This window comes from Streptomyces sp. NPDC030809 (assembly GCF_055572195.1).
The window spans coordinates 410,972-437,103 of record NZ_JBVIDV010000003.1 but is presented as its reverse complement, the minus strand read 5'-3'; the positions used below and the strand labels follow the sequence as shown (position 1 = coordinate 437,103).

Sequence of the window (26,132 nt, the reverse complement as noted above, 5' to 3'; positions counted from 1 at the left end):
CCCCCCCCCCCCCCCCCCCCCCCCCCCCCCCCCCCCCCCCCCCCCCCCCCCCCCCCCCCCCCCCCCCCCCCCCCCCCCCCCCCCCCCCCCCCCCCGCGGCCGTGTCCCCCGCCCCGCCGGCGTCCCCGTCCCCTGCCTCGGTCTCGCCCCCGCCCGCGCCCGATCCGGTACGCGATCCCTGGCGGAAGGCGATGCGCCTCGCGATGGACGAGGCCGCGCAGGCCGCCCGGACGGGTGACGTTCCGGTCGGGGCCGTCCTGCTCGACGCCACCGGCGCGGTGCTGGCCACCGGGCACAACGAACGCGAGCTGACCGGGGACCCGACGGCCCACGCCGAGGTCCTGGCCCTGCGCCGGGCCGCGGCGGAGCGCGGGGAGTGGCGGCTGACCGGGTGCACGCTGGTGGTGACCCTGGAACCGTGCGTGATGTGCGCCGGGGCCCTCGTGCAGTCCCGGGTGGACCGGGTCGTCTACGGGGCGCTGGACGAGAAGGCGGGCGCCGCCGGCTCGCTCTGGGACCTCGTACGGGACCGGCGGCTCAACCACCGCCCCGAGGTGATCACGGGCGTGCTGGGCGAGGAGTGCGCGGAGCAGCTCAGCGCCTTCTTCCGCGAGCTGTGAGCCCGGCTTTCCGGCCGCGTTCCGGGCCCGGCGGAGGCCTTCCGGGAGGGGCCGGAGACCGCGCGTGAGCAGGGCCACGCGGGCCGGAGTTGCAAAGCAGTGGACACCTTGGGCTAGGATCTCTCCCGGTAGTGTGTCCGAGTGGCCGAAGGAGCTCGCCTCGAAAGCGAGTATGGGGCAACCCATCGGGGGTTCAAATCCCTCCACTACCGCTCTTCACCGAGAGCCCCGGTTCGTACGAACCGGGGCTCTCGTGCATGCCCGCCGTGACCGGCCGCGGGCTCGGCCGTTGTCACGGCATGACCAAGACCCAGCGCATCCTCGCGGCCGTCGCCCTCGCCGGCGCCGCCGCGGGCCTCGCCGCCCCGGCCGCCTCCGCGGCCACCCTCGCCCCGCTGCCGGTGGAGGAGCTCCTCCCGGCCGGCGCCGTGCCGGAGATGCCGGCGGCCGCCCGGCCCGAGATCCAGCAGGTCAGCCAGGGCCTGAACAAGCTGAACGAGCTCAACCAGCTGATGGCGCTGCCGGACCAGCTGGAACCCGTGATCGCCCCCGCCGCGCCCGTCCTGGGCCTGCTCGGCGCCTTCGAGTAGCGCGACGGCCCCCGGCCCGGACCCGGACCTCCGGACCCGCCCGCGGGGCTCCCCCGGCCGGCTCCCGTACGCGGGCACGCAGAAGGCCCCGACCAGGGGGGATCGGGGCCTTCCTCCGTGCGGGACGGGGGAAGCGGCATCGGGGGGACAAGCCGCTTCCCCCGATGTGGACGGACCTGCCAGCCCGGGCCGCAGTCAGGGGGGAAGCTTGCGGCTCGGGCCCCGCAGTGAGGCCCAGTCCCTCCGCCCTCCGGTTTCCTGCCAGAACCGGTGGGCTCGTGTTCAATCCTGCGCTTCCCAGCCCCGCGAAAGGAGCGGCAAAGGGCCCGTACCGGCAGGTCATTGGTCCATAAAGACCGGGTGAGCGCCTTGAGCCGACCGGATAGACTCGCGCGACTCGCGTGAACCGGCAGGGGAGGCCGAAAACCGATCATGGACACCAAGAAATTTGCCATGGGCGCCCTCGTGGTCTTCGTGCTCTACACGATCATCACCCAGCCGGCCAAGTCCGCCGATTTCGTCCAGATAGGTTTCCAGGGCATCTCCGATGCGGCCAAGGGCATTGGCGAGTTCATGACCGAACTGGTGCGCTGAACCCGTACGCTGACGCGGTTTCCGGTCTTCCGGCCCTCCATCCGACGGGTGGGGGGCCTTCTGCATTCCCGGGCCGCCGAACCGCCCAACTTGCCCTCAACACGGCGATATACGGTGCTTGCACACAGTGCACATGTCTTGTGATGCTATGACCGCTTTTGACGGATAGTTGATCGACATTGAAGGGGTGGCGTGACCGTGCCGGCCAGTACAACGCCTCAGGTGCCGCCCCAGCAGGACGAGCCCTCCGCCGCTCCCGCCGCTCCTGTCGCCCGCTCCGCGCCTTCCGGGCCCGCCGGACCCTCCGGGACCCCGGCCGACCCCCCGACCGCCCCCGCCGCCCGTGCAACGCCCTTCCCGGCCCGCCGGCAGAGCACCCGGGGCGCCGACACCCGGGCCCTGACCCAGGTGCTCTTCGCCGAGCTGAAGAACCTGGAGCCGGGCACCGGCGAGCACCGCCGGGTCCGCAGCGCCCTGATCGAGGCCAACCTCCCGCTGGTCCGCTACGCGGCCGCCCGGTTCCGCAGCCGCAACGAGCCGATGGAGGACGTGGTCCAGGTCGGCACGATCGGGCTCATCAACGCCATCGACCGCTTCGACCCGGACCGCGGGGTGCAGTTCCCGACCTTCGCGATGCCCACCGTGGTCGGCGAGATCAAGCGGTACTTCCGCGACAACGTCCGCACGGTCCACGTGCCGCGCCGGCTGCACGAGCTGTGGGTCCAGGTCAACGCGGCCACCGAGGACCTCACCACGGCCCACGGGAGGACCCCCACCACCCCGGAGATCGCCGAGCGGCTGCGGATCTCGGAGGACGAGGTGCTCTCCTGCATCGAGGCCGGACGCTCGTACCACGCGACCTCGCTGGAGGCCGCCCAGGAGGGCGACGGGCTCCCCGGGCTGCTCGACCGGCTCGGATACGAGGACCCCGAGCTCGCCGGGGTCGAGCACCGCGACCTCGTCCGCCACCTGCTCGTCCAGTTGCCCGAGCGGGAGCAGCGGATCCTGCTGCTGCGCTACTACAGCAATCTGACGCAATCGCAGATCAGCGCGGAACTGGGGGTCTCGCAGATGCACGTCTCCCGGCTGCTCGCCCGGAGTTTCGCCCGGCTCCGGTCCGCCAACCGGATCGAGGCGTAGTCGAGGCAATCCGCAAGCAGGATCGAGGAGTAGCTGAATCGAGTGGTGACCACTCCGCTCGTTTCCCGACAGATCCGGCCCATTCCGTCCTGTCGCTGCACAGATATGTCGACTTGGCGCTACAGCGTGTTGCCGACATGTGACATTCTGCTGGAACCGCGTTTGACGCAGCCCTGCCTCCGGTATTCAGGTGGAGGCTGCGTTCCTCCGACGGGCGCGCCCGACGCGACCGTCCGCGACCACAAGGGGGTGGCATGTCCGCAGAACAGGGCAGCTCCGAGGTGCTCACGCTCGTCAAGAGCGAGGCACCGGCGCCGGCTGTACTCGACCGCTCGGAAGCCATCGACACCCGCACCCTCTCCCGCTCCCTGTTCCTCAGGCTCGCCGCGCTCGACGCCGACAGCCCCGAACGGGCGTACGTACGCGACACGCTGATCGAGCTGAACCTCCCGCTCGTGCGGTACGCGGCCGCCCGCTTCCGCAGCCGCAACGAGCCGATGGAGGACATCGTCCAGGTCGGCACGATCGGGCTGATCAAGGCGATCGACCGGTTCGACTGCGAACGCGGAGTGGAGTTCCCGACCTTCGCGATGCCGACGGTCGTGGGCGAGATCAAACGCTTCTTCCGCGACACCTCGTGGTCGGTGCGCGTCCCGCGGCGCCTCCAGGAGCTCCGGCTGGCGCTGACCAAGGCGAGCGACGAGCTGGCCCAGAAGCTGGACCGCTCGCCGACGGTCACCGAACTCGCCGCGGTGCTGGGCGTGTCCGAGGAGGAGGTCGTCGACGGCCTCGCGGTCGGCAACGCGTACACCGCCTCCTCGCTCGACTCCCCGTCCCCCGAGGACGAGGGCGGCGAGGGCTCCCTCGCGGACCGGCTCGGATACGAGGACACCGCGCTCGAAGGTGTCGAGTACCGCGAGTCGCTGAAGCCGCTGCTGGCCAAACTCCCGCCGCGGGAACGCCAGATCATCATGCTGCGGTTCTTCGCGAACATGACCCAGTCGCAGATCGGCGAGGAGGTCGGCATCTCGCAGATGCACGTCTCCCGGCTGCTGACCCGCACCCTGGCCCAGCTCCGCCAGGGCCTGATCGGCGACTGACCCGAGGGGCGATCCACGCACCCCTCCTTCCTATTTGACGGAGCGTCAGGAACACTGGCGCGATGCGAAGGGGAACCCTGTACGCGACCGCCGCGGCGGCTGCGCTGTCCCTGGGGGCGGCGCTGACCGCCTGCGGCGGCTCCGGACCCGCGGGCTACGCGGCCGTGGGCGCGGCCGGCCCGGCCGGCGAGCGGGCCGCAGGACAGCTCGTACCGCCGCGCGGCCGCACCGAACTCCAGCCCCTGCCCGGCGCCACCCCTCCGGGCGGCGGAGGCGGCTCGGCCGCCCCGGGGGCACCGGACCCGGCGACGGGAGGCGCGGTCGGCAGCTCGGGTGGCGCCGGCGCGGCCACGGGCGGCTCCCCGGGCGGTACGGCGGCCACCGGCGGCACGGCGACGGGGGGCACGGCGACGGGGGGCGGCTCCGGAGGCGCGACGGACAGCGGCGGGACCGGCTCCTCGGGCGGAACGGGCAGTGCGGGCAGTGCGGGCAGTGCGGGCGGGACCGGCGGCGGTACGGGGTCCGCTACGGGCGGCAGCGGCTCGGGAGGCACCGGCACGGGAGGCGGTACGGCCGCGGGCGGTACGAGCACCGGCGGCTCGGCCGCGGGCGGCGGCTCGGGCGGGAGCGGTGGAGGCTCCGCGGGCGGCGGATCCGGTGGCACTTCGGGCGGGGCGGCCGGAGGCACCGGCACCCCCACCCCCGCACCGGGACCGGCCCGGCTCGTGCTCGGGACCCCGCAGCGCTCCCCCGGGGAGCAGCGCTGGTGCGAGGAGGTGACCGTGGCCTTCCGCAACACCGGCGGGACCGCGGTGCGTTCGGGAACGGTGGAGTTCGCGACGCACGTCATCGGCGCACTCGGCATCGACTGGGCGACGATCACCACGTCCCAGCCGCTGCCCGCACCGGTCGGCGCGCGCTCGCGGAAGAAGAAGACCTACACGGTGTGCATCGAGGCCTGGCGGGTCCCGCTCGGCATGCACATCGAGACCCGCGGGGTCACCGCCACCTGGCGCTGACCCCGCCGGCCGCGGAGCACGGGGTCAGGACAGGGCGAGCCAGGCCACGCCCGCGAGGACCCCGAGCGCGGCCACGACGCCGAGGATCAGGCCCACGCGCGGGCCGGACTGCGCGGCCACGGGGCGGTGCGGCTCGCCCTCGTCGACGAAGGCGCGGAACATCTGGGTGCTGCCCGCGGGGTCGTAGTTGCCCTCGGGGCCCGGGGTGTTGTGTGCCATGGACGGGACCCTAGCGAACGCCCCGCTCCGGGCCCAAGCCTGCACCCGGGCATCCTTTCCCCTTCCTTTACCGCAACCTGACCAGATTCATTTGCCTGTAACAACCATCAACCTTACGGTTGCCTGAAGCAACGAGAATGGGAGGTGCCGCCGTGTACGAGGAACTGGCCCGGCAGCTCTCCGCGGTCGGCGTGGTCAAGCGCGAGCTCGCCCGGACCCTGCCGGCCGACTGCCCCTCCGGCCCGGCCGCCGTCCTGGCCGTGCTGGGCCGCCACGGCGAGATGCGGATGAGCCGGCTGACCGCCCTGCTGGGCGTCGACATCTCGGTGACCAGCCGGCACGTCGCCCACGTGGCCGAGCACGGCTGGATCGAGCGCGCCGCCGATCCCGGTGACGGGCGGTGCCGCATCCTGCGGCTCACCCCGGCCGGGCGGGCCCTGCTCGACTCCCTCGGCGCGGGCTACTCGGCCGCGCTGGCCCGCGTACTCGCGGACTGGCCCGCCGAGGACGTCCACACGCTCAGCGCCCTGCTCGCCCGGCTCCGATCAAGCTTCTGACCTAAGGAAACACATGGCTACAGCCACACCCGCCGGGGTGCGGGGCGGCCCGTCGGAGAGCCCGTCCGACGCGACCCCCATGACCCACCGCCAGATCATGGAAGCCCTGTCCGGGCTGATGCTCGGCATGTTCGTCGCGATCCTGTCCTCGACGATCGTCTCCAACGCCCTGCCGCAGATCATCAGCGACCTGGGCGGCACCCAGTCCTCCTACACCTGGGTGGTCACCGCCGCGCTGCTCTCGATGACCGCGGCCACCCCCCTGTGGGGCAAGCTCGCCGACCTGTTCAGCAAGAAGCTGCTGGTCCAGATATCGCTCGTCATCTACGTACTCGGCTCGGTGGTCGCCGGACTCTCCCAGAACACCGGCACCCTCATCGCCTGCCGCGTGGTGCAGGGCATCGGCGTCGGCGGGCTCTCCGCCCTGGCCCAGATCGTGATGGCCGCGATGATCTCCCCGCGCGAGCGCGGCCGCTACAGCGGCTACCTGGGCGCCGTCTTCGCCGTGGCCACCGTCGGCGGCCCGCTGCTCGGCGGGGTCATCACCGACACCGACTGGCTCGGCTGGCGCTGGTGCTTCTACGTGGGCGTGCCCTTCGCCGTGATCGCGCTGGTCGTGCTGCAGAAGACCCTGAAGCTGCCCGTGGTGAAGCGGGACGTGAAGGTGGACTGGGCGGGCGCCTTCTTCATCAGCGCCGCCGTCTCCCTGCTGCTCGTCTGGGTCACCCAGGCCGGCGACTCGTTCGACTGGATCTCCTGGCAGACCTGGGCGATGACCGGCGGTGCGCTGGCGCTGGGCCTGGTCTTCGTGCTCGTGGAGTCCCGGGCGAGCGACCCGATCATCCCGCTGCGGCTGTTCCGCAACAAGACGATCAGCCTGGCCTCGGCCGCCTCGCTCTTCGTCGGCATCGCGATGTTCTCGGGCACGGTCTTCTTCAGCCAGTACTTCCAGCTGGCCCGCGGGGAGTCGCCGACCATGTCCGGCATCCTCACCATCCCGATGATCGGCGGCCTGTTCGTCTCCTCCACGGTCTCCGGCCAGATCATCACGAAGACCGGCCGCTGGAAGGCCTGGCTGGTGTCCGGCGGGGTCCTGCTGGCCGCGGGCCTGGGCCTGCTCGGCACCCTGCGGTACGACACGGAGTACTGGCACATCGCGCTGTTCATGGCGCTGACCGGGCTGGGCCTCGGCATGATGATGCAGAACCTCGTGCTGGCCACCCAGAACCAGGTGGCGCCCGAGGACCTGGGCGCGGCCAGCTCCGTGGTCACCTTCTTCCGCTCGCTCGGCGGCGCGATGGGCGTCTCGGCGCTCGGCGCGGTCATGGCCACCCGGGTCACCCACCACGTGCAGGACGGCCTGGCCGCGCTCGGCCCGAAGGCCGCCGCCCTCGGCCACGGGGGCACCGGCGGGGGCGGCATCCCCGACCTCGACAAGCTGCCGGCGCCGTTCCGCGAGGTCGTCGAGTCGGCGTACGGGCACGGCGTCGGCGACGTCTTCCTGTACGCGGCCCCGACGGCAGTGCTCGCCCTGGTCCTGGTCGTGTTCATCAAGGAGGTCGCGCTCAAGTCGAAGGCGTGAGCCGGCGGCCGAGGGGCGTGGGCCGGCGGCTACAGGCGGGCCGCGGTGGCTGAGGCGGAGGCGGTGGCGGCCTGGGCCGCGATGCCGGAGACCAGGACCTCCAGGGCGAAGTGGAAATCGCCCTCGGGGGCCTGGCGCAGGCTGCCGCAGCCGTGCAGGAACTGCGAGACCGCGAGGTGCGCCCCGGCCCGGCCGGCCGCGGGCAGCCCGGTGGCGTGCAGGGCCCGCTGGACGGACGCGTCGAAGGCCCGGGCGTGCGGGCCGATGTTGGGGAACGCGGCGGCCAGCGGGGAGACCCACGGGTGCACGCCGAGCAGCCGCCGGTACCCGCAGGCCAGGGCGCGCAGCAGGCCGCGCCAGCCGTCCGGGGCGGCCGCCGGGTCCGGCAGCGGATCGGACAGCGGGGGCTCGCCCAGGGCCGCGTCCAGGGCGAGTTCGAGCAGGTCGTCCTTGGTGTCCACGTACCAGTACAGGGACATCGCGGTGACGCCGAGCCCGGCGGCCAGGCGGCGCATCGAGAAGCGGGCCAGGCCGTGGGCGTCGAGCAGCCGGACGCTGGCCGCCGTGATCTTGTCCCGGTCCAGTCCCGCCGGCTGCTCGCTGCGGCGTCTGCTCCCGTGGGTGCGGGGCACCAGCCACACGCTGGCGCGCGGGCAGCCGTCGGTCTTCGCGGGGTCGGCACCAGTCACCATGAGGCACCCTCTGTCATCCGGCGGGCGGGCGGGCCCGGAATGCCCGGTCCGCCCCCTTGATGCTATGCGGTCTCGGGGAAGCGGGGTGCGTTTCCCCGAGACCGCCCGGAGGGGGCCTCAGATGTGCCCGGCGGGTCGGGAGTTCGCGGACTTCGGGGCCGTCAGGTCGTAGAGCGTGCTGCCCCCGACGGTCTTCGCCGTGAAGTGCTCCGCGACCCAGGCGGCGATGGCGGAGCTGGTGCCGCCGCCCGGCCCGCCCATCCCGCCCGTCCCGCCGCCGGCGCCTCCGATGTAGTAGTGGATCCGGCCCTGGGCGACGTACGCCTTGAACTGCTCCAGGGTGGGCGAGGGGTCGCTGCCGTTGAACCCGCCGACGGGCATCACGGCGTGGCCGGTGGCCAGCTGGTAGGCGGCCGCGTTCTGGGCTCCGGTGGTGGCGGCCACCCAGGTGTGGCTTCCGGCACCGGCCCGGAGGGCCTGCCGTACCGCACTGCCCACGCTGGTCCCGCCGAGCAGGCCGCCGGGGCCGCCGCCGGTCCGGCCGCCGCCCGCGCCGCCGGGACCGCGTCCGCCGTCCGTACCGCGCGGGGAGCCCGTACCGCCGGGCATGCCCGGACCGGCGCCGCCGGGTCCGCCTCCTTGCACCCGGCCCTGCCCCGGGCCGCCCGTGCCGTCCGTGCCGCCGGGGCCCGTGCCGCCCGGGAAGGGCGGGAGGCCCTGGGGGAGTTCGGCGCCCGCCGGCAGGCGCATCCCGCGGCCGCCCGGGCCGCCCATGCCGCCCGCGACCGCGGGGCCGGCCGTCACGATCGAGCCCGCGTGGCCCTCGGAGACCGTGGTCAGGCAGTACGCGAACGGGCCCGCCAGGGCCGCCGCGAGCCCCAGCCCGGCCGCCCACAGCGCGAGCCGCCGGACCAGCAGCCCGGCCGCCGCCGCCAGACCCGCCGCGAGCACCGCCCAGCGCAGCCAGGGCAGGTAGCCCTCGGCCCGGTCCAGCAGGACGTACGACCACCAGGCGGTCAGCGCGACCGTGCCCGCGAGGGTGGCCGCCGCGGCCCGGGTGCCGCGCTCCTCCCAGAGCACGGCCGCCCCCATGCCGACGAGCGCGGCCGCGTACGGGGCCAGGGCCACCGTGTAGTACTCGTGGAAGATCCCCTGCATGAAGCTGAACACCGCCAGGGTGATCAGCAGGGCCCCGCCCCAGGCCAGGAAGGCCGCACGGGCCATCGACTCCAGGGAGTCCGTCGCCCGCTTCGCCCGCCAGGTCACGACCAGGCCCGCCACCAGCAGCACCAGCGCGGCCGGCAGCAGCCAGGCGATCTGGCCGCCGATGGTGTCGGAGAACATCCGGCCGATCCCGGTCTCGCCCCAGCCGCCCCCGCCGCCGCCCGGACCGCCGCCCCGGCCCCCGCCGCCCACACTGCCGGTCTCGTTGCCGTTGATCCGGCCGAGCCCGTTGTAGCCGAGGGTCAGCTCCAGGAAGGAGTTGTTCTGCGAGCCGCCGATGTACGGGCGCGAGGCAGCGGGCCACAGCTCGACCACGGCCACCCACCAGCCGCCCGCGAGGACCGCCGCCACCCCGGACAGCAGCAACTGGCCCAGCCGGCGCGGCAGCCGCGCCGGGGCGCACACCGCGTACAGCACCGCGAGCGGCGGCAGGATCAAGAAGGCCTGGAGGGTCTTGGTGAGGAAGGCGAAGCCGACCGCCACCCCGGCCCACACCAGCCACGCGGTCCGCGCCCCCTCCAGGGCCCGCAGGACGCAGTACACGGTGACCGTCAGCAGCAGGGTGAGCAGCGCGTCCGGGTTGTTGAAGCGGAACATCAGCGCGGCGACCGGCGTGAGCGCGAAGGCCGCGCCGGCGATCAGCCCGGCGGCCGCCCCGAACTGGCGGCGCACGGAGGCGTACAGCACCCCGGCGGTGCCCACGCCCATCAGCACCTGCGGCACCAGGATCTGCCAGGAGCCCAGTCCGAAGAGGCGGACCGAGAGGGCCATCGGCCACAGCGCGGCCGGCGGCTTGTCCACGGTGATGGAGTTCCCGGCGTCGGAGGAACCGAAGAAGAAGGCCTTCCAGCTCTCCGAACCGGCCTGTACGGCGGCGGAGTAGAAGGAGTTGGCGTAGCCGGAGGCGCTCAGGTTCCAGAGGTAGAGCAGGGCGGTGCCGAGCAGCAGGGCGGCCAGCGCGGGCCGCTCCCAGCGGGGCCGGGCGGCGGCCGCGTACGGGGGCGCGGCGGGGACGGCGTACGGAAGGGGGGCGGCCGTGGTCATCGGGGGTCCTTCGGGTCGGACGGCTGCCCGGCCGCGCGCCGGTCGGGGAAGACCCAGGCGCGGAAGAGCAGGAAGCGGAGCACGGTCGCGGCGAGGTTCGCGGTGATCAGCACGGCGAGCTCGGCGGAGTGCGCGGGATCGGCGGTGGCCGCGCCGAGGGCGGCGAGGGAGCCGCTGGTCAGGGCCAGCCCGATGGCGAACACCACCAGGCCCTGGGCCTGGTGGCGCACCGCCCGGTCCCGGCCGCGCACCCCGAAGGTGAACCGGCGGTTGGCGGCGGTGTTGGCCAGTGCGGACAGCAGCAGGGCCGCCGCGTTCGCGGTCTGGGCCCCGGCGCCGAGCCGGAAGAGGGAGTAGAGGGCCAGGTAGCAGAGGGTGGACAGGGCCCCGACCGCGCAGAAGCCGACCAACTGGCGGGCCAGCCCGCCCGGCACCCCGGGCAGTGCCCGGTCGCGGGGGTCGTCTCCGAAGGGCCGGGCCAGCCGGTCCAGGGGCAGCGCCCCCACGGACAGGGCCCGGCCCACCCGCCACACGCCCTTGAGGTCCTCGGCGGCCGTCCGCAGGATGCGGACGGTGGAATCCGGATCGTCCACCCAATCCACGGGCACCTCGTGGATGCGCAGCCCGGCCCGCTCGGCCAGCACCAGCATCTCCGTGTCGAAGAACCAGCCGGTGTCCTCCACCAGCGGCAGCAGCCGCTCGGCCACCTCCCGCCGGATCGCCTTGAACCCGCACTGGGCATCGCTGAACCGGGCGGCGAGCGAGGACCGCAGGATCAGGTTGTAGGCCCGGGAGATGAACTCGCGCTTGGGGCCGCGCACCACCCGCGAGGAGCGGGCCAGCCGGGTCCCGATCGCCAGGTCCGAGTGGCCGGATATGAGCGGGGCGACGAGCGGCAGCAGCGCGTTGAGGTCGGTGGACAGGTCCACGTCCATGTACGCGAGGACGGGGGCCTCGGACTGCGACCACACGGTCCGCAGGGCCCGGCCGCGGCCCTTCAGCTCCAGCCGGTGCACCCGCACCCCCGGCAGCGCGGCGCTGAGCCCCGCGGCCACCTCCGGGGTGCGGTCGGTGCTCGCGTTGTCGGCGACGGTGATGCGGAAGGCGTACGGGAAGGTGCGGGACAGGTGCTCGTGCAGCCGCCGCACGCAGGGGCCGAGGTCCTCCTCCTCGTTGTAGACGGGGATGACCACGTCGAGGACGGGCTGCTGCGCACCGGGACCGCCCGGCGCGGCTGCGGTGACCGCCAGCGGCGCGCGGGCCGGAAGGGTTCCGGGGGAGATGTCGGTTGGCATGCCCCGACCCTCGCGAGCCGCGCTGTCACGCCCGTGTGGCGTGCCTGTGGCCGCCCTGTGAGGGTGGCAGGCTGACCTGGAAGCAGGTGCTGCCGGGGGCGCTGCGCACACCGACCCGGCCGCCGTGCGCGGAGACCACGGCCGAGACGATGGCGAGCCCCAGGCCCGTCGATCCGGCGTGCCGGGACCGGGAGGCGTCCCCCCGGGCGAAGCGCTCGAAGACGTGCGGCAGCAGCTCGGGCGGGATGCCGGGACCGTCGTCCTCGATCTCCAGCCGCACCTGTCCGGTCGATGTTTCACGTGAAACACGCGCCGTGACCGTGGTCCCGGGAGGCGTGTGGGAACGGGCGTTGGCCAGGAGGTTGACCAGCACCTGGTGGAGGCGCGCCGGATCGGCCTGCACCACGGCAGGGGAGTCCTCCGCCGGATCCGCGGGGGTTTCCGGCAGCTCCAGCCGCCACGTGTGGCCCTGGCCTGCCGCCCGCGCGTCGCTGACCGCGTCCACCACCAGGGGGACCAGGTCGGTCGGCTCCTGCGAGAGCGGGCGGCCGGCGTCCAGCCGGGCCAGCAGGAGCAGGTCCTCGACGAGCCCCGTCATCCGGGTCGCCTCGGACTCGATGCGGCCCAGGGCGTGCCGGGTGTCGGGGCCGGGCTCCTCACAGCCGCGCCGGGTCAGTTCGGCGTACCCGCGGATGGAGGCGAGGGGGGTGCGCAGCTCGTGGCTGGCGTCCGCGACGAACTGCCGGACCCGCATCTCGCTCTCCTGCCGGGCCGCGAGCGCCGAACCGACGTGCCCCAGCATCCGGTTGAGCGCGGCGCCGACCTGCCCGACCTCGGTACGCGGATCCGCCTCGGCCTCGGGCACCCGCTCGTGCAGGGCCACCTCTCCGCTGTGCAGCGGGAGTTCGGAGACCCGGGTGGCGGTGGCGGCGACCCGGCGCAGCGGCCGCAGGGCCACCCCGACCAGGGCCTGCCCGGCCAGCCCGGCCGCGATCAGCCCGGCGGCGGTGACGCACACCTCCACCAGGATCAGCGTGTTCACGGTCCCGGCCACACCGGCCAGCGGGACCCCGACCACCAGGCCCCCGTCGGGTCCGGCCAGCACGTGGTACGCGCCCAGCCCCGGCAGCTCGGCATCGACCACGTGCCCCCGGGCCTTCGCGGCGAGGGCCGCCAGGTCGCGGCTCTGCGCGGCGGTCAGCGGGGCGCGGTGGCCGCCGCCCGGCTGCTCGGCGGCGGTGCTGCGGGCGGTGGCCAGCACCTGGCCTCGGCTGTCCAGCCGTACGCCGACCGTGCCCACGGGAGTGCCGGGGGCCAGCACCACGCCCAGCGGCTCCGGCCCGTCCCCGCCGAACCGCCCGCCGGGGCCGCGGACGGCCATGTCCACGGCGGTGCCGAGCTGCTCGTCGAGCTTCCTCACCAGGTACTGGCGCAGCGCGAGGGTGGTGACGGTCCCGATCGAGGTGCCGACGACCCCGATCAGCAGTACCGCGGACACCACCAGCCTGGTCCGCAGCGACCAGGGCCGGCGGCGCGCCCGCGGCCGCCGGCCGGGACGCAGGCCGCATCCGGAACGCAGCCCCCGGCCGGGACGGGAACCGCGCGGCACTACTCCCCCGGCTTGATCAGGTATCCGGCCCCGCGCCGGGTGTGGATCATCGGGCTGCGCCCGTTCTCCAGCTTCTTGCGCAGGTAGGAGATGTACAGCTCGACCACGTTGGCCTGGCCGCCGAAGTCGTACGACCAGACCCGGTCCAGGATCTGCGCCTTGCTGAGCACCCGCCGCGGATTGCGCATCAGGTAGCGCAGCAGCTCGAACTCGGTGGCGGTCAGGTGGATCTCCTGCCCGCCCCGGGTCACCTCGTGGCTGTCCTCGTCGAGGGTGAGGTCGCCGACCACGAGCAGGGAGTCCCCGCGCGCCGCCGCGGCCGCCCCGGAGCGCCGGATCAGCCCGCGCAGCCGGGCCACGACCTCCTCCAGGCTGAAGGGCTTGGTCACGTAGTCGTCCCCGCCGGCCGTCAGGCCCGCGATCCGGTCCTCGACCGAGTCCTTGGCGGTCAGGAACAGCACGGGAACGTGCGGCAGCTCCCGCCGCACCCGGCCGAGCACGGACAGCCCGTCCATGTCGGGCAGCATGATGTCGAGGACCACGGCGTCCGGCCGGAACTCCCGGGCCGCCCGGATCGCCGAGGCCCCGTCGGCGGCGCTGCGCACCTCGCAGCCCTCGTAGCGCAGGGCCATGGAGAGCAGCTCGGACAGGGCGGCCTCGTCGTCGACCACCAGCACCCGGCAGGGCCCGCCGTCGGGCCGGACGAGCGCGGTCGGCGTGCCGGTGCGGGCCTGGTACGGGGAAGTCGTGGGAGCGGTCATGGCCCCAGGCTGGCCGCGGCCGCTGAGAGGCCCCTTGTCCCTGTCTGTGAATCTCCTGAGAAAGCGCCCGGCTCAGTCGGGCCCGGCCGGCAGGCCGAAGAGCCGGGCGCCGTTGTCGTGGCAGACCGCCCGCAGCCAGTCCTCGCCCAGGCCCAGCCGCTCCAGCGCGTCGAGCTGGTGCTCGTACGGGTAGGGGATGTTCGGGAAGTCGGTGCCGAGCAGGATCCGGTCCCCGAGGTCCGCCAGCCGGGGCAGCTCCTGCGGCGGGAACGGCCCCAGCCGCCGGGCGAAGTCCGTGAAGGCCATGGTGGTGTCCAGCCGGACCTGCGGGTACCGCTCGGCGAGCGCGAGGAACTCCCCGTACTCGGGCAGCCCCATGTGGGCCACCACGAGCGGCAGCCGCGGGTGCCGGGCCAGGACGGCGGCCATCGGGCCCGGGCCGGTGTGCTTGCCGGGCGCCGGGCCGGAGCCGCAGTGCACGACGGCCGGGATCCCGGCCTCGGCCAGCAGCCCCCAGACGGGGTCCAGCCGCTCGTCCCCGGGGTCGTAGCCGCCGACCTGCACGTGCGCCTTGAACACGCGGGCACCGGCCTCGACGGCCCGGCGCACGTAGCGCTCGGCCCCGTCCTCGGGGAAGAAGGTCGCGGTGTGCAGGCAGTCGGGAGTGCGGGCGGCGAAGTCGGCCGCCCAGGAGTTCAGCCAGGCGGCCATCGCGGGCTTGTGCGGGTACAGCATCGCGGTGAAGGCGCGCACCCCGAACCGCCGCAGCAGCGCCACCCGTTCGGCCTCCTCGTGCCGGTACGTGATGGGCCACGCGGTGCCCGTGAGCGGGCCGGCGGCGTCGAAGTAGTCCCACACCTTCGCGAGGACCCGCTCCGGCATGAAGTGCGTGTGCACGTCCACCAGCCCGGCGTGCAGGCCGATCCGCTCCCGGAAGGCCCGCACGGCAGCCGCGGTGCGGCGGGCGGCCTCCTCGCCCACCCCGGCCACCCCGGCCGCCTCCGCCGCCCCGGCCGCCCCGGCCCCCGCCTCAGCGCACAAAGCCGTGGCTGCGCTCGACCGTGCCGACGTGCAGCGTGTAGCTGTCGTACCACTCCTCCCGGCCCTGCCGCTGGGCCCTGCGGTGCTCCTCATGGGTCCGCCAGGCGGCGAGCGCCTCCTCGTCGCGGAAGTAGCCGACCGTGATGGAGAGCCCGCCGGGGGTGTGGGCGTTCTCGTGCCCCAGGTACCCGGGGATCTCGCCCACCAGCTCGTTCATCCGCCGGGAGGTCGTGTCGTACTCCTCGGCGTCGAGGGTGCGGACGGAGGTGAACACCGCCATCATGTACGGCGGTTCGAAGGCCGGAAGCGGCCTGGGCTGCGGGATGCTCATGCGCCCACCCTCCGCGGCGGCCTGCGGGCCTGTCCACAGGAATCCGCCCCGGACGGCCAAAGGGATCCAAGATTTGACCTTGCCCGCCGGGCCCGCCCGGCTCCGTCCCCGGAACCCCGCCGGGGCAGGGCTCAAAACAGCCCGTCCTGCTCCCCGCCCGGCGCCCCCGCCGCCGCGATCGGCGCGACCGCCACCGAGGTCACCGCGTCCGGCGCCGCCGCGGCCAGCTCCCAGCCCGCCAGCAGCCGGGTGTCGACCACCAGCCCGTCCGCCAGGTGCAGGTCCGGACCGGCCGCACCCGCCAGCTCCCCGACCACCACCGCCCCGGCCGCCGGCGCCGCGGCCGTGCCCAGTGGCGGCGGGATCCGCTCCAGCCCGAACACCGCCGTGTGGTCCGCCACTTCGCACGGAAGCGGCTCCAAGGTCTCCGCCCAGCCCGCCAGCGCCCCCGCCCGCGCGTGCAGGTCCGCCACCTCGGCCGCCCGCTCGGGCCACGGCGGCAGTGCGGCCCGTACGGCCCGCTTGCGCGCGTACGGGATCCGGTCCGGCACTCCGAGCGCCGCCCGCAGCAGTTCCTCCGTACGGCGCGCGGCCATCAGCGGCCCGCGCCCCAGCCAGCCGTACGCCACCGCCCCCTGCTCCAGCAGCCGGTCCGCACCCCGCTCCTCGGCGGTGATCCCCACCTTGACCAGGCCGGGCCCGAACCAGGCCAGGTAGACCCGGTACGGGCGCGGATCCGCCACGTTCGTGTCGGCGGCCACCGAGAAGGACCGGTCCAGCCGGGCGCACTCGGGGCACTGCGCCCGGCCCTGCCGCGCGGGGACCGGGGCCGCCCGCGGGCACGGCGTGTGCCGACCGCCCCGCCGCACCCCCAGGCAGCGCCGCTCCCCGGCCACGGTGAACCCGATCCGCTGCCCGAGCCGCAGCGGGCTCTCGCGGGGCCCGCGCCCCGCGCCGTCCCACAGCAGTCCAGGGCCCGCAGCCCGCCACCGCATGCCCGCACACCGCCACATGCCCCCACCGTACGAGAGCCCGCCGACAGCGCCCGCCGGCTCAGCTGCTGCTGCCGGTCGCCCGCCCCTGGAGGGTCAGGTCGGTGTACCAGCGCTCGCCGAAGGGGTGCTCCTTGCCGCCGTTGTACGTGTAGCGGCCGGCGATCGGCAGCTTCTCGGCGGGACCCGCGGACTGGAGCACGTCGCAGACCTGCGCCATGCTCGCGACCGGGGTGTCCTTGATGTGCGTGATCACGTCGCCCTCGACGAAACCGGCCTTGCCGGCCGGGGAGTTGCTGGCGGCACTGATCACGAACATGCCGTCCTTGACCCCGCCGCCGGACAGCTTGGCGAGGACGTTCGCCCCTGCGGCCGGGTCCTCGAAGTAGTCGGTGAACCCGGGGTCGGCGAGGGAGACCAGGCTCCAGCCCGCGTTGTTCTGGCTGTTGCCCGCCGCCAGCCCGTCGAGCAGGGGACGGGCGTGGTCGCTGCTGATGGCGTAGAACTGCCCCTCCACGTTGCTGGAGGACGGCTGCTTCAGGCTGTTGATGCCGACGATCTCGGCCTTGCCGTTGAGCAGCGGGCCGCCGGAGTTGCCGGGGTTGACGGTCGCCGAGTGCTGCACGGTGGACGGCAGCCGGGGCAGCGAGGGGCCGGGGGCCGCGGCCACGTCGGGGGACTGGACGACACCGCTGGTGAACACGACGGCCTTGGCACCCGAGTCCGAGAAGGACTCCGGATAGCCGAGCGCGGCCACCACGTCCCCGGCTTCGAGCTTCGAACTCTCGCCGAAATCGAGGTCCTTGAGCCCCTCGGGCGGGTTGGACAGCTTGAGGACCGCGAGGTCCTCGCAGGGATCGCTGCCGAGCAGCCGCGCGGGCAGCGGCTCGCCCTTCTCCACGCGGACCTTCAGCGCGCCCGAGCCCTCGACCACGTGCGCGTTGGTCACGACGAGCCCTTGGTCGGCGTCGTAGACGACCCCGCTGCCGCTGCTCAGCCCCTGGCCGGTGGCGGCCAGCACCTGCACGGTCGCGGGCGCCGCCCGCTCGAAGATCTCCTTGGGCGGGAGGTCGTCCGCCCTTGCGGACCCGCAGCAGGCCAGCACGACGGCCGCTGCTGCGGGGATGACGATCGTGGCTCTCGCTCTCATGGGGGCGACTCCCCTGCACAAGCGGACCGGCCACGTCCCCGCCGGGCCCGGCCCGGAAACGATCAATGCCATAACCAGGTTAAGCCCGCCTCCGCCCGCTGTCCTGGCAGCAGCAGCGGCCGCCCCGGCACGCGCGGGACGGAGGTTCAGCGCTTCTGCGCCCGGTACCGCTTGAGAAGAGCCGTGAGCCTCGCGGGGTCGGCGGCGCCGTTCAGCTCGACCAGGAGGTCATCGGGGCAGACCTCGTAGTGGTCGCCCCACCATCGCCGTCCCCTGTTGTCCCAGATGCGGTACCCACCGGGTACCCCTCTGGCCACATATCGCCTTCGGCTCACCCCGCGCCCCCTCCTCCCGTGATGCCCCCGGCACGGTACTGGGCCAAACGCGAGAGGCCCCGGACTTTCGTCCGGGGCCTCTGCCCTGCTGTGCACTCGGCAGGATTCGAACCTGCAACCTTCTGATCCGTAGTCAGATGCTCTATCCGTTAAGCTACGAGTGCTTGTGCTTCCCGGGGTTTTTCGCCCCGTTGGCCTTGCGAGAACAACAATACATGGACCTCGCCGTGACGCGAAATCCATTAGCCAAACCCCCTCTGACCTGCGGAAACGTTGATCAGCTCGCGGATCGGCCGGGAACGGGCACCGCGGTCGGGGCGCCGGCGCGAGCACATCCGAGGGGATCCGGGGGCGGAAACGGCCGAAGCCCCGGTCCGTTCGGACCGGGGCTTCGTGATCACAGCGCGGAGGCGGAGGGATTTGAACCCTCGATGGGCTTTAAGACCCAAACCGCATTAGCAGTGCGGCGCCATAGACCGGACTAGGCGACGCCTCCAGCACACCCCCGCGTACGTGGGGTGCGTGCAGATGATGACACAGCCCGAGGGCCGGTCACCAATCCACCCCCACGGTACTAGCCACAAGGCAGCGAGAGCAAAGGCTTAGTGACCCCGGCCGCGGGCCGTCGTTGGGCACGGCATGCTGCGCCGCCTCGCCCTCGCCTCGGCCGTCTCCGCCGCCCTCGCGTCGAGCCCGCTGCCACCCCTCCCGCTCGGGCTGCTGCACCAGCCCGAGCCCGACCGGCTCACGATCACCGTGACGGGCACCGGCAACCCGCGCGCCAACGGCACGTACGAGCTGACGTGCGATCCGGTGGGCGGCAGCCACCCCGAGGCCCGGCGCGCCTGCGCCCGCCTCGACGCCTTCGCCAAGGAGGGGACCGACCCCTTCGCCCCGGTGTCCACCCGCCGCATGTGCACCCAGCAGGACGGCGGGCCCGCCCGGGCGGAGGTCACCGGGTCCTGGCGGGACAAGCCGGTCAAGGCCGAGTTCGACCGGAAGAACGGGTGTGAGATCAGCCGGTGGAAAGATTTGGAACCCGTGCTTCCGAGTGTGCGCTCCTGACCAGCGCGGATGCCGGGAGTGGCCCGCATCTCCCGCCGGGCCCCGGGCAGGTGCCCTTAGACTCCTCCCGTGACATGCCGGTAGTCAGGGAGGAAGCGTCGTCGTGAGCAGCAGGCCATCCCGAGGCGCTGCTCGCCTCGCAGCAATACTCGACGCGCTTCCCGACGCGCTCCTCCTCGTGAACGCCAACGGCACCGTGGTGAACGCCAACTCCATCGCGCTGGAGGTCTTCGAGTCCCCCGGCACCGGTCTGGTCGGCCGCGGCCTCCTCTCCCTGCTCCCCGAATTCGACTCGAAGCTGATCCCCGGCTCGATGCGCCGACCCGGCGACGAGCCCGAGGGGCGCACCAAGCCGAAGCGGATGACGGCCCGCCGCACCGACGGCAGCGAGTTCCCCGCCGAGGTGACCAGCGCCGGCCTGGAGGACGGCCGCGAGGCCTACGCCGACGCCCACCGCTTCACCGGCGACGAGCTCCTCATGCTGGTCGTACGGGACCTCTCCGGCACGGTGGACACCGAGGCGGAGCTCGCCCGCTCCCAGCGCCAGACCGAGATGATCCTGCGCGCCGCCGCCGAGGGCGTGGTCGGCACCGACACCGACGGCCGGGTGGTCCTGGTCAACCCCGCCGCCGCCCAGATCCTCGGCTACCGCGCCACCGAGCTCGGCAACCGCGAACTGCACGCGCTCGTCCTGCACTCCCGCGCCGACGGCTCCCCCTTCCCCTTCGACGAGTCCCCGCTCGCCGACACCCTGCGCTCCGGGCGCAAGCACCGGGTGCGCGGCCAGGTGCTGTGGAACAAGGCCGGCAAACCGGTCTCCGTGGACCTCACCACCTCCCCCGTCCGCGACGGGGACCAGCTCGTCGGCGCGGTGATGACCTTCACCGACCGCCGCCCGTACGACGCCCTCGCCGCCCGCCACGCCCAGCTGATCGCCCTGGCCGACGAGGCCCTGCGCGGACCCCTGGAGGAGCTGCGCGGGGAGCTCGCCACGCTGGCCGCCGACGACGCCGGGCAGCTGTGGCCCGAGGCCAACCAGCTGCTGCACCACCTCGCGGCCGGCTACTCCCGGATGACCGTCCTGCTCGACAACGTCCTCTCCTTCCAGCGCCTCGACGCCGGCAAGGAACGGCTGGCCAAGGAGAAGGCCCTCCTCGACGACGTGGTCTCCGCCGCGGTCGAGGGCGCGGTGGAGCTGATCGGCCCCGGGCGCGCGCAGTTCGCCGTGCACGCGCCGACGATCGAGGCCGAGGTGGACCCCGCCCGGCTGGCGACGGCCCTCTCGCACCTGATCGCCGACGTGGCCGGGGTGGACGCCACCGGCAAGGCACCGGTCTCGGCGGCCGGGAGCTACGCCGACTCCACCATCGTGGTCGCCGTCGCCCAGCGCGGTGACGTGGCCCGGATCGAGGTCCGCGGGCCGTACGCCGGGGGCAACCCGGTGCACGAGCCGATCGTGCGCGGGATCGTGACCGCGCACGGCGGCGTGCTCCAGACCCACGAGGTGCCGGGCATGACCGGCAGCGCGTACGTGCTCGAAGTCCCGCTCGGTGCGGGCGCGGGCACGGTGACCCGGCCCGAGCCGGAGCCCGGACCGGAGCCCGCGGGCGCCCCGGAGTCCGCCGGGTCCGGGGGCGGACCCGGCGGCGCGCAGCCGAAGCCCGGCAGCGGGCGGCGGGCCCGCCGCGGCGTGGACGCCTTCCTGGACGAGGAGCCGGCCGCCGCCGCACCCGCCGAGGGCGGGGCACTGGCCCTGCCGTCCGGGCGGCGCCGCGCGCCCGGCGCGGAGCTGGGGCAGGCTCCCGTGAACCCGGCCGGACTCGCCGTCCCGGTGCCCGCGGACGGCACCGGCCGGCGCCGCGGCCGCGCCCTCGAAGAAGGGGCCCCGGCCGCCGGACCGCAGCCGGTGCCCGCCCAGGGCCGGCCGGGGGTGCCGCCGATGCCGCCCGTGCCCCCGATGCCCGCCGTCCCGCCGGTGGTGCCCGCCCCGCCGCAGGGTCCCGTGACCCCGGGCCCCGTACCGCCGCAGGGACTGCCCGCCGGGGCCGAGCAGGGCAACGGCCGCCGCCGGGCGCTCGGCGGGGCCCCCGAGACCCCCGTGCCGCCGGGCCCGCCCGGGACCGCGGCGGCCCCCGGCGGCGGCCGCCGCCGGGCCCTGGCCGCGCCGGGCGCCCCCGCCGCGCCGGGCGCCCCGGCCGTACCCGGCGCCCGTACCGGCCCGGCCCCGGCCGATCCGTACGCTCCCGGCGCGAACGGCGGCGGTCCCGCCGCAGCGGCCGGACCGGTGGCACCGGGCGGGCTGGTCCCCGCGGGCGGCCCCGGCGCTCCCGGCATCCCCGCCGCCGGCACCACCGCGACGGGCCCGGTCCCCGCCGCCCCGGGCCTCCCCGGCTCGCCCGCCACTCCGATGGGCCCGGTCCCGGCCGCTGCCGCCACCCCGATGGGCCCGGTCCCCGCCGCCGGCCCGGCCGGTCCCGGCGACCCGCGCTCCGCAGCTCCGGCGGGCCCGGCAGGCGCCCCGGCCGCCGGCGGTCCCGCCGCGCCCGGTGCCGCCCCCGGGGTCCCCGCGCCCGCCGCTCCGGGCGCCCCCGCCGGTGCGCCCGCGCCCGGCCTGCCCGGCCTGCTCGGACTCGCCACCCCGGCCGGGCCGCCCCCCGGCCCCGACCCCCGGACGGCCCCGCCCGGCCCGGACGGAGTTCCGGGCACGCCCGGCCTGCCCGGCCGGCCGCCCGCGCCCACCGCTCCGGACGGCCTCCAGCCCGTCGGCGCACCCGGCACCCCGGCGCCCGGCGCCCCCGCCGCCGCGGCCCCCGAGGGCCAGGGCCGCCGTGCCCGCCGCGTGCTCGCGGCCCCGGCCGCGGGCGAAGCCGCGGACCACGCCTCCGCCGGCGCTCCCGAGGGCCACACCCCGCCGCAGCCGCACCCCGCCGCAGCCGAGGACGAGACCGCACCGACCGGCCGCCGCCGGGCGCTGCCCGCCACCCCCGCCGCCTGGCCCGTGCCCGCCGCCCGTACCGCGCCCGACGAGGCCGCCCCGGCCCCCGTCGCGCTGCCCGGCGCCCGGCAGGCCCAGGACGGCCCGGCCGGACCCATCCCCGTACGCGCCCTCGGGACCCTCGGGCAGGGTGCCGCCCTGGTGCCGCCCGGAGCGCCCGACGGGTCCGGGCGCCGCCGCAGGCTCACCGAGCCGGACAGCGGTGCCGACGGCTCCTCCCTCGGCACCGGGCGGGCCTTCGCCATAGGAGCACCCGCGGCCGGCGCCGCCGAGGGCCCCGAGCCGCTGGACGGCCCCGGCGGGGCCGTCGAGGTCGTGCACCGGCCGGTGCCGCAGCCCGTGGACGACGAGCTGCCCCCGGAGCCGCTCGACAACCCGCGGCGGCTGCTGGTGTGGCCCGCGCCCGACGTCCAGACCCAGCAGGCGCTCAGCGAGCGCGGCTACCGGCCGGTGATCGTCCACTCCCGCGAGGAAGTGGACGCGCAGATCGCCGCGTACCCCGCCGCCCTGTTCGTGGACCCGCTGACCGGGCCGATCACCCGTACCGCCCTCCAGTCCCTGCGCCAGGCCGCCGGGGCCGCCGAGGTGCCCGTCCTGGTGACGGCCGGTCTCGGCACCGCCACCCGGGAGGCCGCGTACGGGGCCGACCCGGCGGTCCTCCTCAAGGCGCTCGCGCCCCGCGACAGCGAGCAGCACCCCTCCCGGGTGCTGCTGCTGGAGCAGCACGACGAGATCGCCCAGGCCCTCACCGAGGCCATGGAGCGCCGCGGGATGCAGGTGGCGCGCGCCGGGGCGGACACCGACGCCGTGGAGCTCGCGACCCGGCTGCGGCCGAACCTCGTGGTCATGGACCTGATGCAGGTGCGCCGGCGCCGGGCCGGGATCGTGGACTGGCTGCGCGCCAACGGGCAGCTGAACCGCACCCCGCTCGTCGTCTACACCTCGGTGGACATCGACAAGTCCGGGCCCACCGGCCTCGGCTCCGGCGAGACCGTGCTGTTCCTCGCCGAGCGCGCCACGACCGCCGAGGTGCAGGGCCGCATCGTGGACCTGCTGGCCAAGATCGGGACCCATTAGCCACCCTGTGCGGATGGCGATGACCGAGAGAAGCGACCGGACCGAGCAGAGCGTGCCCGCCGACGACGGCGAGGTGACGCTGCTGATCGCCCGGCAGGTGGAGCCGGGCTACGAGGAATCGTTCGAGCAGTGGGCGCGCGGGATCCTGGAGACCGCGGCCCGCTTCCCCGGGCACCTCGGCTACGGGCTGTTCCGCCCGGCCGCCGAGGGCGCACCCTGGTTCCTGGTGCACCGCTTCCACGACAACGCGGCCTTCCGCGCCTGGCAGGACTCGCCCGAACGGGCCGCCTGGTTCGCCAACTGCGAGGGCCACCACCACACCGAGACGGCCCGGCGCGAACTCACCGGCATGGAGACCTGGTTCGCCAAGCCCGGCACCACCCGGCCCGCGCCGCCCCGCTGGAAGATGGCGATCAGCTCGGGGCTGGCCATCTTCCCCCTCTCGCTCGCGGGCAACGCCCTGCTCGGGCCCTTCCTGGTGGACCTGCACGTGGTCCTGCGCACGGCGGCCTTCTCGGCCGTCTTCAGCACGCTGATGACGTACGTGGCGATGCCCGCGGTCAGTCGGCTGCTGCGCGGCTGGCTCAGCCCGCGCTGAGTCACGCGGGCGGGACCGGCCCCGGCTCCCCGGCCGGGCCGGCCCCGCCGCGGATCCCGTCAGCCGAGCTTGGTGACCTCCAGCTCGCCGTCCGCGTACTGCCGGCGGATCACCTTCTTGTCGAACTTGCCCACGCTGGTCTTCGGGACCGCCGGGACCAGCGCCCAGCGCTCCGGCAGCTGCCACTTGGCGATGGTGCGGCCCAGGAAGGCGTGCAGGTCCGCGTACCCGGCCGCGGCCCCCTCCTTGAGCACGACGGTCGCCAGGGGGCGCTCGCCCCACTTCTCGTCCGGCACGGCGACCACGGCGGCCTCGGCCACGTCCGGGTGCGCCATCAGCGCGTTCTCCAGCTCCACGCTGGAGATCCACTCGCCGCCGGACTTGATGACGTCCTTCGCCCGGTCGGTCAGGGTCAGGTAGCCCTCCGCCGTGATCACGCCGACGTCGCCGGTCTTGAGCCAGCCGTCCTCGCTGAACTTGTCCGCGGGGCGCAGCGGTTCGCCGGAGCTGCCGCCGTAGTACGCGGCCGCGATCCAGTTGCCGCGCACCTCCAGCTCGCCGGCCGACTCCCCGTCCCACGGCAGCACGTCCCCGCCGGGGCCGACCAGCCGCGCCTCCACCCCGGCCGGGAACCGGCCCTGGGTGACCCGGTACGGGAACTCCTCCTCGGCGGACATCCCGGCCGGCGGGTGCGCCATGGTGCCCAGCGGGGAGGTCTCGGTCATGCCCCAGGCGTGCACGACCCGCACGCCCAGCTTGTCGTACGCCTCCATCAGGGAGGGCGGGCAGGCCGAGCCGCCGATGGTGACGTGCTTCATCGAGGAGATGTCCCGCGGGTGCGCGGAGACCTCGGCGAGCAGCCCCTGCCAGATGGTGGGCACGGCCGCCGCGTACGTGGGCTTCTCGCGCTCGATCATCTCGGCGAGCGGGGCGGGCTGCAGGAAGCGGTCCGGCATCAGCATGTTGATGCCGGTCATGAAGACGGCGTGCGGCAGGCCCCACGCGTTGACGTGGAACTGCGGTACGACGATCAGGCCGGTGTCGGCGGAGGTCAGGCCCATCGACTCGGTCATGTTCACCTGCATGGAGTGCAGGTAGATCGAGCGGTGGGAGTAGACCACGCCCTTGGGGTCGCCGGTGGTGCCGGAGGTGTAGCACATGGCCGCGGCCTGGCGCTCGTCCAGCTCGGGCCACGGGTAGTCGGCGGAGCGGCCCGCGAGCAGCTCCTCGTAGTCGTGGACCCGCACGCCGAGCCCGTCGAGGCCGGAGCGGTCGCCGGGGCCGGAGACCACGACGTGCTCGATGGTCGGCAGGTGCGGGAGCAGGGGCACCAGCAGCGGCAGCAGGGTGCCGTTGACGAGGACCACCTTGTCGGCGGCGTGGTTGACGATGAACACCAGCTGCTCCGGGGGGAGCCGCAGGTTCAGCGTGTGCAGGACCGACCCCATCGAGGGGATCGCGAAGTACGCCTCGACGTGCTCGGCGTTGTTCCACATCAGGGTGGCGACCCGGTCCGCGGGCTGCACCCCGAGCTCGTCGCGCAGGGCGTGCGCGAGCGCTCCGGCGCGGGCGCCGATCTCGGCGAAGCTGCGGCGGTGCGGCTCGGGCTCACCGGTCCAGGTGGTGACCTGCGACCGGCCGTGGACCGTCATCCCGTGGCGGAGGATGCGGGTCACGGTCAGCGGTACGTCCTGCATGGTGCTCAGCAAAGCGTCCTCCCGATGGGCGCTGCGCGGCGGCAAAGGATGCTGCCGATTCTGCGCGCGCCGGGGAGGCCTGTCACTACCCAGGAGTACAAACCCTGCCAGTGAACCCTGTCAGTGTCCGAAAAACCGAGGTCAGAACCGCGCCGCACCGCAGACCGGACTGAGCTCCGGGTCCTCGCGCAACTTGCCCAGCGCCCGGGACACGGCGCTCTTGACCGTGCCGACGGAGACCCCGAGCAGCTCCGCCGTCTGGGCCTCGCTCAGGTCCTCGTAGTACCGCAGGACCACCATGGCCCGCTGCCGGTCCGGCAGCCGGGTGACCGCCCGCCACATCGCGTCGCGCAGCACCTGCGCCTCCGCCGGGTCGGTGTACGGCAGGCCCTCGGGCTCGGGGAGCTCCTCGCAGGAGAACTCCTCGACCTTCCGCTTGCGCCACTGCGAGGTGCGGGTGTTGACCAGGGCCCGGCGCACGTAGCCGTCCAGCGCCCGGTGGTCCTCGATCCGGTCCCAGGCCACGTACGTCTTGGCGAGGGCGGTCTGCAGCAGGTCCTCGGCGTCGCACGGGTTGGCCGTGAGCGAGCGCGCGGTCCGCATCAGGGACGTGCCGCGGGTCCGGACGTACGAGGAGAACGACGGGTAGGTCCTCGGATACGACGGGCTCGACGGGTACGTGCAGACAGGCGTGGTCATGGCTCCACGCTAGAAGCGCCACCCACCCCCGGGGATCGGCCCCAGGTGCCGAAGCCGTATCCGTCTCAGGTTGTAGGGGTGGGGTTTCCCGGACCTCCTGAAGAAG

24 protein-coding genes and 3 tRNA genes are annotated in these 26,132 nt (G+C 74.6%); 12 read left to right on the top strand and 15 right to left on the bottom strand.

The annotated features are described in order from the left end of the window. The first annotated feature begins 191 nt into the window (after positions 1–191). The 7 genes from tadA (at position 192) to ACZ407_RS06675 (ending at position 5,063) form a co-directional block, all read left to right on the top strand. The gene (gene tadA / locus ACZ407_RS06705) at positions 192–620 is read left to right on the top strand and encodes a tRNA adenosine(34) deaminase TadA (RefSeq protein ID WP_468126046.1); all 429 of its coding nucleotides are present in this window, start codon (positions 192–194) and stop codon (positions 618–620) included. Positions 621–747: 127 nt separating this feature from the next. Then, positions 748–832 (top strand) — tRNA-Ser (locus ACZ407_RS06700). 87 nt (positions 833–919) lie between these two features. Next, complete coding sequence (locus tag ACZ407_RS06695) at positions 920–1,210, top strand: hypothetical protein (RefSeq protein ID WP_468126045.1); 291 nt, start codon at positions 920–922, stop codon at positions 1,208–1,210. 432 nt (positions 1,211–1,642) lie between these two features. Next, entirely contained in the window at positions 1,643–1,804 is a 162-nt protein-coding gene (locus ACZ407_RS06690) for a hypothetical protein (protein WP_468126043.1), read from the top strand. A 198-nt stretch (positions 1,805–2,002) separates the two neighbouring features. Then, positions 2,003–2,944: an RNA polymerase sigma factor SigF gene (locus ACZ407_RS06685; protein ID WP_468126042.1), complete on the top strand. Its 942-nt coding sequence runs from the start codon at positions 2,003–2,005 to the stop codon at positions 2,942–2,944. Positions 2,945–3,198: 254 nt separating this feature from the next. Continuing rightward, positions 3,199–4,044: an RNA polymerase sigma factor SigF gene (locus ACZ407_RS06680; protein WP_468126041.1), complete on the top strand. Its 846-nt coding sequence runs from the start codon at positions 3,199–3,201 to the stop codon at positions 4,042–4,044. Positions 4,045–4,106: 62 nt separating this feature from the next. Further along, complete coding sequence (locus tag ACZ407_RS06675) at positions 4,107–5,063, top strand: hypothetical protein (protein ID WP_468126039.1); 957 nt, start codon at positions 4,107–4,109, stop codon at positions 5,061–5,063. Positions 5,064–5,087: 24 nt separating this feature from the next. On the opposite strand, the gene ACZ407_RS06670 is transcribed toward ACZ407_RS06675, so the two are convergent. Beyond that, on the bottom strand, positions 5,088–5,282 hold the full coding sequence (locus tag ACZ407_RS06670) for a hypothetical protein (protein ID WP_468126037.1): 195 nt from the start codon (positions 5,280–5,282) through the stop codon (positions 5,088–5,090). A gap of 137 nt (positions 5,283–5,419) precedes the next feature. Here ACZ407_RS06670 and ACZ407_RS06665 point away from each other — a divergent pair, with 137 nt between their 5' ends. Further along, a complete protein-coding gene (locus ACZ407_RS06665; protein WP_468126035.1) occupies positions 5,420–5,839 on the top strand; it encodes a MarR family winged helix-turn-helix transcriptional regulator in 420 nt (139 codons plus the stop codon). A 79-nt stretch (positions 5,840–5,918) separates the two neighbouring features. Beyond that, complete coding sequence (locus ACZ407_RS06660; protein ID WP_468126073.1) at positions 5,919–7,421, top strand: MDR family MFS transporter; 1,503 nt, start codon at positions 5,919–5,921, stop codon at positions 7,419–7,421. 29 nt (positions 7,422–7,450) lie between these two features. Here ACZ407_RS06660 and ACZ407_RS06655 read toward each other — a convergent pair whose 3' ends face one another. The 12 genes from ACZ407_RS06655 to ACZ407_RS06600 all read right to left on the bottom strand — a co-directional run bounded on the left by ACZ407_RS06655 (position 7,451) and on the right by ACZ407_RS06600 (position 18,391). Beyond that, positions 7,451–8,113, bottom strand: coding sequence for a TetR/AcrR family transcriptional regulator (locus ACZ407_RS06655; protein WP_468126034.1), 663 nt, complete (start codon positions 8,111–8,113; stop codon positions 7,451–7,453). A 117-nt stretch (positions 8,114–8,230) separates the two neighbouring features. Beyond that, positions 8,231–10,381 carry an ArnT family glycosyltransferase gene (locus ACZ407_RS06650; protein ID WP_468126033.1) on the bottom strand — a complete coding sequence of 717 codons (2,151 nt, stop codon included), beginning with the start codon at positions 10,379–10,381 and terminating at the stop codon, positions 8,231–8,233. Further along, on the bottom strand, positions 10,378–11,676 hold the full coding sequence (locus tag ACZ407_RS06645; RefSeq protein WP_468126032.1) for a bifunctional glycosyltransferase family 2/GtrA family protein: 1,299 nt from the start codon (positions 11,674–11,676) through the stop codon (positions 10,378–10,380). The genes ACZ407_RS06650 and ACZ407_RS06645 overlap by 4 nt, the downstream gene beginning before the upstream one ends. 25 nt (positions 11,677–11,701) lie before the next feature. After that, positions 11,702–13,180 (bottom strand): sensor histidine kinase, encoded by a 1,479-nt coding sequence (locus ACZ407_RS06640; RefSeq protein WP_468126071.1) that lies wholly within the window; start codon positions 13,178–13,180, stop codon positions 11,702–11,704. Positions 13,181–13,284: 104 nt separating this feature from the next. After that, positions 13,285–14,046, bottom strand: a complete 762-nt coding sequence (locus tag ACZ407_RS06635; RefSeq protein WP_468126030.1) for a response regulator transcription factor — start codon at positions 14,044–14,046, stop codon at positions 13,285–13,287. A 72-nt stretch (positions 14,047–14,118) separates the two neighbouring features. Beyond that, complete coding sequence (locus ACZ407_RS06630; protein WP_468126069.1) at positions 14,119–15,036, bottom strand: amidohydrolase family protein; 918 nt, start codon at positions 15,034–15,036, stop codon at positions 14,119–14,121. Between the two features lie 40 nt (positions 15,037–15,076). After that, positions 15,077–15,418, bottom strand: a complete 342-nt coding sequence (locus ACZ407_RS06625; protein ID WP_468126029.1) for an antibiotic biosynthesis monooxygenase family protein — start codon at positions 15,416–15,418, stop codon at positions 15,077–15,079. 131 nt (positions 15,419–15,549) lie between these two features. Then, complete coding sequence (locus tag ACZ407_RS06620; RefSeq protein WP_468126028.1) at positions 15,550–16,431, bottom strand: DUF2797 domain-containing protein; 882 nt, start codon at positions 16,429–16,431, stop codon at positions 15,550–15,552. Between the two features lie 40 nt (positions 16,432–16,471). Then, a complete protein-coding gene (locus ACZ407_RS06615; RefSeq protein ID WP_468126027.1) occupies positions 16,472–17,560 on the bottom strand; it encodes a S1C family serine protease in 1,089 nt (362 codons plus the stop codon). Between the two features lie 146 nt (positions 17,561–17,706). After that, entirely contained in the window at positions 17,707–17,877 is a 171-nt protein-coding gene (locus ACZ407_RS06610) for a hypothetical protein (protein ID WP_468126026.1), read from the bottom strand. 109 nt (positions 17,878–17,986) lie between these two features. Next, positions 17,987–18,059 (bottom strand) — tRNA-Arg (locus ACZ407_RS06605). A gap of 241 nt (positions 18,060–18,300) precedes the next feature. Next, positions 18,301–18,391, bottom strand: a tRNA-Ser gene (locus tag ACZ407_RS06600). A gap of 143 nt (positions 18,392–18,534) precedes the next feature. On the opposite strand from ACZ407_RS06600, the gene ACZ407_RS06595 reads away from it, so the two are divergent. The 3 genes from ACZ407_RS06595 (at position 18,535) to ACZ407_RS06585 (ending at position 23,630) form a co-directional block, all read left to right on the top strand. After that, complete coding sequence (locus ACZ407_RS06595) at positions 18,535–18,960, top strand: SSI family serine proteinase inhibitor (RefSeq protein ID WP_468126025.1); 426 nt, start codon at positions 18,535–18,537, stop codon at positions 18,958–18,960. Positions 18,961–19,063: 103 nt separating this feature from the next. Continuing rightward, positions 19,064–23,032, top strand: coding sequence for a response regulator (locus tag ACZ407_RS06590; RefSeq protein ID WP_468126024.1), 3,969 nt, complete (start codon positions 19,064–19,066; stop codon positions 23,030–23,032). 13 nt (positions 23,033–23,045) lie between these two features. Then, complete coding sequence (locus ACZ407_RS06585; RefSeq protein WP_468126022.1) at positions 23,046–23,630, top strand: antibiotic biosynthesis monooxygenase; 585 nt, start codon at positions 23,046–23,048, stop codon at positions 23,628–23,630. Between the two features lie 59 nt (positions 23,631–23,689). On the opposite strand, the gene ACZ407_RS06580 is transcribed toward ACZ407_RS06585, so the two are convergent. Further along, the gene (locus tag ACZ407_RS06580; protein WP_468126020.1) at positions 23,690–25,339 is read right to left on the bottom strand and encodes a long-chain fatty acid--CoA ligase; all 1,650 of its coding nucleotides are present in this window, start codon (positions 25,337–25,339) and stop codon (positions 23,690–23,692) included. A 129-nt stretch (positions 25,340–25,468) separates the two neighbouring features. Further along, positions 25,469–26,026, bottom strand: coding sequence for a SigE family RNA polymerase sigma factor (locus tag ACZ407_RS06575; RefSeq protein WP_468126019.1), 558 nt, complete (start codon positions 26,024–26,026; stop codon positions 25,469–25,471). Positions 26,027–26,132 lie beyond the last annotated feature (106 nt).

Excerpts from the sequence above, each read along its gene's own strand:
- tadA (WP_468126046.1), top strand. The coding sequence starts at position 192 with ATGCGCCTCGCGATGGACGAGGCCGCGCAGGCCGCCCGGACGGGTGAC.
- ACZ407_RS06695 (WP_468126045.1), top strand. The coding sequence starts at position 920 with ATGACCAAGACCCAGCGCATCCTCGCGGCCGTCGCCCTCGCCGGCGCC.
- ACZ407_RS06690 (WP_468126043.1), top strand. The coding sequence starts at position 1,643 with ATGGACACCAAGAAATTTGCCATGGGCGCCCTCGTGGTCTTCGTGCTC.
- ACZ407_RS06680 (WP_468126041.1), top strand. The coding sequence starts at position 3,199 with ATGTCCGCAGAACAGGGCAGCTCCGAGGTGCTCACGCTCGTCAAGAGC.
- ACZ407_RS06675 (WP_468126039.1), top strand. The coding sequence starts at position 4,107 with ATGCGAAGGGGAACCCTGTACGCGACCGCCGCGGCGGCTGCGCTGTCC.
- ACZ407_RS06670 (WP_468126037.1), bottom strand. The coding sequence starts at position 5,282 with ATGGCACACAACACCCCGGGCCCCGAGGGCAACTACGACCCCGCGGGC.
- ACZ407_RS06665 (WP_468126035.1), top strand. The coding sequence starts at position 5,420 with ATGGGAGGTGCCGCCGTGTACGAGGAACTGGCCCGGCAGCTCTCCGCG.
- ACZ407_RS06660 (WP_468126073.1), top strand. The coding sequence starts at position 5,919 with ATGACCCACCGCCAGATCATGGAAGCCCTGTCCGGGCTGATGCTCGGC.
- ACZ407_RS06655 (WP_468126034.1), bottom strand. The coding sequence starts at position 8,113 with ATGGTGACTGGTGCCGACCCCGCGAAGACCGACGGCTGCCCGCGCGCC.
- ACZ407_RS06650 (WP_468126033.1), bottom strand. The coding sequence starts at position 10,381 with ATGACCACGGCCGCCCCCCTTCCGTACGCCGTCCCCGCCGCGCCCCCG.
- ACZ407_RS06645 (WP_468126032.1), bottom strand. The coding sequence starts at position 11,676 with ATGCCAACCGACATCTCCCCCGGAACCCTTCCGGCCCGCGCGCCGCTG.
- ACZ407_RS06635 (WP_468126030.1), bottom strand. The coding sequence starts at position 14,046 with ATGACCGCTCCCACGACTTCCCCGTACCAGGCCCGCACCGGCACGCCG.
- ACZ407_RS06625 (WP_468126029.1), bottom strand. The coding sequence starts at position 15,418 with ATGAGCATCCCGCAGCCCAGGCCGCTTCCGGCCTTCGAACCGCCGTAC.
- ACZ407_RS06620 (WP_468126028.1), bottom strand. The coding sequence starts at position 16,431 with ATGTGGCGGTGTGCGGGCATGCGGTGGCGGGCTGCGGGCCCTGGACTG.
- ACZ407_RS06615 (WP_468126027.1), bottom strand. The coding sequence starts at position 17,560 with ATGAGAGCGAGAGCCACGATCGTCATCCCCGCAGCAGCGGCCGTCGTG.
- ACZ407_RS06595 (WP_468126025.1), top strand. The coding sequence starts at position 18,535 with ATGCTGCGCCGCCTCGCCCTCGCCTCGGCCGTCTCCGCCGCCCTCGCG.
- ACZ407_RS06585 (WP_468126022.1), top strand. The coding sequence starts at position 23,046 with ATGGCGATGACCGAGAGAAGCGACCGGACCGAGCAGAGCGTGCCCGCC.
- ACZ407_RS06575 (WP_468126019.1), bottom strand. The coding sequence starts at position 26,026 with ATGACCACGCCTGTCTGCACGTACCCGTCGAGCCCGTCGTATCCGAGG.